Below are 6,560 nucleotides of genomic sequence, written 5' to 3'. Positions count from 1 at the left end.
TTCTAATCAACCAGCTCCCCGATTGTCAACAAGTTTTTTTCTCAAAGATCCGGTCGTTCCCGGTAACGAAACAAGGACACGACAAGGTTTATTTTATTAATGAAGGCACCCTCGCCTGTCAATCGTTTTTTATCTTTTTTTTTACAGCCCCATGGTCCTGTATATTCCCGGGCATACCTGCATGTAAAAAAGAAATCTTTTCTCTCAAAGAACAATATATATACTTAACATATTTACTTGTTACGCAAGAACTTCTCGCCTCCACGGTCTGTCCCGCTCAAGAGATGCGTCTTCTATGTGGGCCCCGTCTGTTTGTCAAACATTTTTTAAAACTTTTTCAAAATAAGTTATAAAATATCAATTTTATTGATAAAATTATATATTTTATTTAGCTTACAAAAAATTCTTCACTCCCAAATTTATTCCAGCATGGGGAAATTCCCGTCTATTCTAGGCTCTCCCCATGTTCGGGGTAGGTACCCCGCTCAAGTCCCCCTTGTTTCACCCGTGCTTTGTGTGTAGGTTTTTTCACTCCGACTTTCTGACCCTTCCAACAGGAAAATGGCAATCCGGTGCGACTCCGGGACGGTTCCGCCGCTGTGTATCAGCTTGTCGTCAGCCCTTTTTCTGTTGCCCTTCCCATCTTCAACCCAATATTACGGGTGCAACCATACCGGAACACCCATCAAGGAAACAACACATGTCTCAACCTCCACTCATCACCCGCGAATCAGCAAAAATGGCCCTCGAGGAGCATGTCAGGTTCCAGGAATCCGTCAGTTCCAAAAAATACCAGATCCGTGATCGTCAAGGCCGTTTGCAGGAGCACTCCTTCAATGACGTCAGAAACCGGTTGTGCCGTGAATTCCTGAAGCACTCCCGATTCGACAAAGAGGAAAACAAACAGGTCTGTGAGATGGTCCAGACGGGAAGATTCATACCGGCCGGATCCATTCTAAGCGGACTCGGTAACGAGTACAGCAAATGTTCATTGAGCAATTGCTACCTGGCCAAGATCGAATCCGACTCCCTTGAAGGCATCTTCGAGGCCCAGAAAAAACTGGCCCGGACGTACTCATACCGTGGCGGGAGCGGGGTCGACATCACCATCCTCAGGCCCGCTGGAGACCCGGTAAACAACGCTGCGGTCAGTTCTTCGGGCGCGGTCAGCTTCATGCCCCTTTTTAGTGAACTGACCAACACCATCGGCCAGAACGGCAGACGGGGAGCACTCATGATCTCCCTGGACATCCGCCACCCCGACACACGCCGGTTCATCTGGAGCAAAAGCAACCCCGAAGAAATCTTCGGGGTTGATTCACTGACAGGAAAAACCCAGGACGTTTTCGGCGCGAACATCAGCCTCAAAGTCACTGACGCATTCATGCGTGCCGTTGAAGAAGATCTGGAATGGACCTTTGTCTTCCCGGAACGGGCACGCATCTCGGCAAAAGTCCTTGATACATCCACCTTGCAGCTCCATCCAGAAGTATTCACCGCCCTTGATCCCCACAAAGAAGATCGGATAGAGGCTGAAATCGTTTACAAGGTCATCGCGGTGCATCCAGACCTTCATACCATTGAAGTACAGCCTGACCTCCCTGCAGGCGAGGAACTTGAAAATCTCCCCGAAGGTAAACTTGTTTTTTCAGTTGCCAGGCGTCGCAAAAAGTCCTCCGGACTATTCGATCCGGTACGTTCGGTCTACAATACTCTGTGGGATGGGGACTACAGCCGTTGGGAAGAGCTCGGTCTTCCCCTCAAACCCTACTCCACGATCAAGGCGCGCGATCTTCTCGAGGAAATCAGTACGTCAGCCTGGAAGTCCGGCGATCCCGGCATTCTATACCTGGACACCACCCAACGCCAGACTCCCGGAACGTTCATCGATGACCAGCGGCTCAAACCCATGTCCACCAACCCCTGCGGAGAGCAAAGTCTGGGATACTGGAACAATTGCCTGCTAGGGGCCCTGGTTCTGCACGCATATGTGAACAACCCCTTCACCAAAGAGGCACGGTTCGACACCGAGCTCTTCAAAAACGATATTGCCCTGACGGTAGCCTTCATGGATACCATGTCCGATCTCAATCAGGACAAGCATCCCCTCGAGGAGCATCGAGAGGCCGACCGGTACGGCAAACGCATAGGCATCGAATTCACCGGACTCGGCGACATGCTGGCCATGCTGAGCATGCGCTACGGAAGTGAAGAATCAACCGACTTCATCAAGAGCATCCTGCGAGAAAAGGCCATTGCCGAGATCGAAGTGAGTGCCGGTATCGCCGAAAGACTTGGATGTGTTCCGGCTCTCGAGGAAAAAGCCGCCAGAAAACGTTTTCTGGAATGCCCATATATCACGCATCTCAACCTTCCTCCAAAACTGCGCAAGCAAATCCTCGCCACGGGCCTTCGGCACACTGCATTCAACACGGTCGGCCCTTCCGGATCCATCTCCATCATGTCGGATAATTGCACTTCGGGGATCGAGCCGGTTTTCCTGTTCAGCTATACACGGGAAACCCGCCTGGAAGCGGGGAAGGTCTTCGAATTCACCCACATGCCCCCGCTCAAATGGATGGTGGAAACCAACCAAGAGGAGCTTTTCGGCAAATACACCTCCATGGAACTCAAGGAAAGGTTCAACTATGTCCAGGCCGATGAGCTCGATTACATGGACCGCATCCGCATGCAGGCCGCCATCCAGGAATTTACGGACAGCTCCATCTCCTCGACCATCAACCTTCCAGAAGAAACCCCTAAGGAAGTCATCTTCCAGATCTATCTCCAGGCGTGGAAACACCGGCTCAAGGGGGTGACCATATTCAGAAACGGATGCAAAAAGGGTGTGCTCGGAAAAACAGAGGAAAAAAACAAGGACGCCGAACCGACCATGCGTGGCGAAAATCCAACCCTGTTCGAGCGAGAACTCAGGGATATTGAACGGGCCGAACGCCATCGGGTCATGTGGAAGGGATCCAAGATGTACATCATCGTCTCCCTGGACGAATCAGGCAATCCCATCGAAATCTTCGTCAAACTTCCCAAAGAAGCCGGGGTCACAGGGGAGGGAATATATAACGAACAGGTTTTTCAAGAAAAATACTCTCTCTGGGAAACGATCACCCGGCTGGCCAGCCTGCTGCTTCGGGTGGGTATGCCCATCGACCGGATCATCACACAACTGGACCGGTCCAGCTACAATATAATAGATGCAGCGGCCATCATTTCCAGAATCTTGCGTCACTATATATCATTAGATATGGATGACCAAACCATCGTTTCCAAGGGACTTGGTGACCCATGCCCGGAATGTGGTAAGCATGCCTATGTCCCCGAGGGGGGATGCAAAATCTGCAAGGCCTGCGGGTACACAACCTGCGGATGACCCCCCAAGGGGTACTATCTCCAGTCGAAACACAAGGACCGCAGTGCAGCACTGCGGTCCTTGTGTTTTGCCCAATGGAGCACAAAAATCCAAAAAATACTTCCCGCGGAGGACATTGCCGAGGCACCTCCGGTAATTGCCAACGGATTTTTCGCCTTTTTGCTGTCTAAAAAATGTGTATCTCACCTGGGGTTTTTCGTTGTTCCCTAAAACCTAAATCGCAAAACCGTCCTTCCCGGCATCAGCCCACCCAATCGCGAATATCATACAGTGGTCATCCCCAGGTAGTCCAGCAACCCATTAGCATCCCATTGCTCTCGAACAATTTTTTCCTTTACTGCCTTGCGGAGGCGTTTGACTCTGTACTCCACCCCATAGGCAATGGATTTGGATGCGAGGGGAGTCGAGAACACGAGTTCGGCCGTCCCCTTGGCCCGGGTGTACCGGGCCCCCTTGTTCTCGAGATGTTCCTTGTACCGTTTGGGAACGTCCAAGGTCACGCCCGTATACAAGGAATTATCCCTGCAACGGATCATGTATACATACCAGGAATGTGCGCTCATGGTTTGCTGTGGCTGGAAACATTGGGCTCGGAAACAACATCAAGGGCAAAAGCATTGGCCGCACCGGTCAATGGTTTGCAGAGATCGGTAATTGCCAAAAAAATTGCCCCCTTTTGCTGCTTAAAAGCCACATTTTTTTCCAATTTTTTGTGGTCTTTGGGACACACACTCACTCGATATCGTGGGTATGCCACCCGCTCTTGCCGGATTTGACGTTCTTGATGGGCAGATTGGGCTCGTTGATTTCAACAATCGCACCGGTACTCGTCTGGATAAATGCCTTGGCACCTTCCTGCTTGCCGATATGCAGACTCGGCGTGACGCTCATACCTTTTCCAAGATGCTTGGTAGATTGCACATACAGTTCATCGGATGACTGGTCACCGAACACATCCTGCCACCAGGGAGTTCCCGTCAAATAATACAGGGCATAAAAAAGGCTTTCACCTTCACTGGAGCAGAGATCCGAATCAGGGATATAGGACGTAAAGTTGACCAGCCCCCCCAAGAGCGTGGGCTGACCGATAACCCGCTCACCTGTCGCATTGAATTCCCGAAACCAACCATTGGGGGTTTCCATATTGTAAGCAGCCAACTCAGTCAAAGTGGTCACCCCGGAAGGCAGACAGGAATCCGTTCCATCCGTGCAGTTGAGCACCCCGGTGTTCAGTCCGACCAGTATATCATTGGCCTTGACCCAATTGTTGAAGGACGGATTTTTGTAATTGATAGTGACCGTGTTGAAATTAAATGCGTTCCCGGTCGTTTTTTTGGGTTCCTTGACGCCGAAAAAATAATTCGTGGCTGTATCGCGAACATCATCGGAGGTTAAAAATCTCCCGGTTCCGAAATAGACCCAGACCTTATCGTCCACCCATCCCAGATTGACCGGTCCTGTCACCGGGGCGTCAGTATCAATGAGTTGATGAATGCCCCACTTCGAAGGATCTCCCCAGTTGGATTCATTTTTTTTATCTTCTACCTTGAGGCGATAGACCCCGCCTCCCCAGTCACCGGTCTCACCGCTCACCAAACCGTAGTAGAAAATATCGGTATAAAAATCGAAATCATAGTCCACGGCAACGAAGTCCGACCCCACATAGGAGTCTGAGACACTCATGGTCTTGACCCCGGCGGTCGTTCCTGCCGACCCGGGTTCTGAATCGGGAATCTTGAGCGAAAAATTCCCTTTAGCCAGTTCATTCAAAGGGATGACTGCCAAGCGGGCCTTCTGGGTGCTGGCCGCATCGGTCACGCTGATATCATCGGCGTCAGGACCGCTCCCCATGATCAGAAACCATTTCTGGGCTCCGGTTGCATCCTCTACCGGCACAACAGAGGGAACGGAAAGGGTGTATCCCAATTGGGCAACGCTGTTGTCCGAATAATCATACGTGATTTCGCCAAGCAAAACCGGCGGACTTTCCGGGTCAGTGATATCAAATATGATATATGAAGAACTGAAATCCCGCCCGTCAACATTCACATGGGCTCCACCCAGACGCATTCCGCAAACGAGAATGGTACCCCACCCATTGGGATGGGTGCCTGTAGTGTCCTCATACTCGCTTTCCCAAATCCGGACATCAAACACTCTGGGATGGAGATCAACATAGTATTTGTGTTTGTAATCCGTTCTGGTCAAGCATTTGAGATGGGGCAAAAGGTTATAAGGAACGTATCCCCAGATTTCTGCTCCCAGATCTAACCCAGAATCTGTAAATGACCCGCTGGAATATCCCTTATAGAATCCCTTGTCCGCAGAGGAATAAAATCCAGCGTTCACCGCATGCAGAATTCCGTCGTTCCCGCCAAAATAGGCCACATGTCGCCGGTTGCGGTACTTCCCGTAAAAGGCTGAATAGGAAGTGTCTCCCCAGAACAGATCGTAATTTTCAGAGGGCCGTCCGACCACTGCCGGAGTGGAATAGATGACATCCCCGAGTCGCCAGTAGTAATCTGTTGAATCTTTGGTGTACTTTCGGCTACGCATGTTTGTTTGGTCCTCCCCGCGTACCCATTTGACAACTGTAGTATTGCAAACGTCCGTGGCATTAGCTGCGGCCATGTTAGGAGCCGTAAACTCAAGCACCTCACCGCTGCCATCAATGGACGTATCATCGACCTCACCGTCCAGATCACTGTCGAACCAGGTGAAAAGATAGCGGTTATTGTTATTCGGCACCGACGACATATAAAACGACCGATTGATGGTAGGATCGAACGAGGGCTTGTTCAACCAATTTGCGGCAGACCACAGATAGTCGACATCTTCAAGCTCCGTGATTGTGCCGTTTGTGCAGATCCCATTTAGCATCTCTCCGCCGACACAGGCCTTGCTCTTACCATCCCCGGCATCCAGATAAACAGTGACGCGTTGATCATCGCTATCGAACCTGGCATTGGCGTTGGTATCGGCATAGAGATTACCCTCGCTATCCACGAAAAAACCATGGACATCACCGACCCAAGTAACCTCGTGACCATCACCGTCTAATTTGGATGGCCAGAACACGGCCTGATACAACCCCCCGTCGCCTGAACGCGATCCTGAAACCACTGAGGCGGCGGAGCCGGCTGAAACACGTTTGAGGATACTGGCAAAAGCC

General features: G+C 50.9%; 5 protein-coding genes. 2 read left to right on the top strand and 3 right to left on the bottom strand.

Annotated features, from left to right (window positions below; genetic code table 11):
• The coding region (locus tag ACY692_RS13645) for a hypothetical protein (RefSeq protein ID WP_462325928.1) at positions 1–353 on the top strand (353 nt) is incomplete at its 5' end.
• A gap of 347 nt (positions 354–700) precedes the next feature.
• Complete coding sequence (locus ACY692_RS13640) at positions 701–3,388, top strand: adenosylcobalamin-dependent ribonucleoside-diphosphate reductase (protein WP_462325927.1); 2,688 nt, start codon at positions 701–703, stop codon at positions 3,386–3,388.
• Between the two features lie 263 nt (positions 3,389–3,651).
• Here the strand turns inward: ACY692_RS13640 and ACY692_RS13635 are convergent, their stop codons facing one another.
• The 3 genes from ACY692_RS13635 to ACY692_RS13625 form a co-directional block, all read right to left on the bottom strand.
• A complete protein-coding gene (locus ACY692_RS13635; protein WP_462325926.1) occupies positions 3,652–3,951 on the bottom strand; it encodes a GIY-YIG nuclease family protein in 300 nt (99 codons plus the stop codon).
• Positions 3,948–4,094, bottom strand: coding sequence for a hypothetical protein (locus ACY692_RS13630; protein ID WP_462325925.1), 147 nt, complete (start codon positions 4,092–4,094; stop codon positions 3,948–3,950). Before ACY692_RS13630 ends, ACY692_RS13635 begins: the two co-directional genes overlap by 4 nt.
• 26 nt (positions 4,095–4,120) lie before the next feature.
• Positions 4,121–6,560: pilus assembly protein (locus ACY692_RS13625; RefSeq protein WP_462325924.1), on the bottom strand; the 2,440-nt coding region annotated here is incomplete at its 5' end.

This window comes from Desulfoplanes sp., from assembly GCF_054921335.1.
This window is presented reverse-complemented; position numbering and strand designations above follow the sequence as displayed.

What these genes read in the sequence shown, in the direction of transcription:
- ACY692_RS13640 (WP_462325927.1), top strand. Translation starts at nt 701, where the DNA reads ATGTCTCAACCTCCACTCATCACCCGCGAATCAGCAAAAATGGCCCTC.
- ACY692_RS13635 (WP_462325926.1), bottom strand. Translation starts at nt 3,951, where the DNA reads ATGAGCGCACATTCCTGGTATGTATACATGATCCGTTGCAGGGATAAT.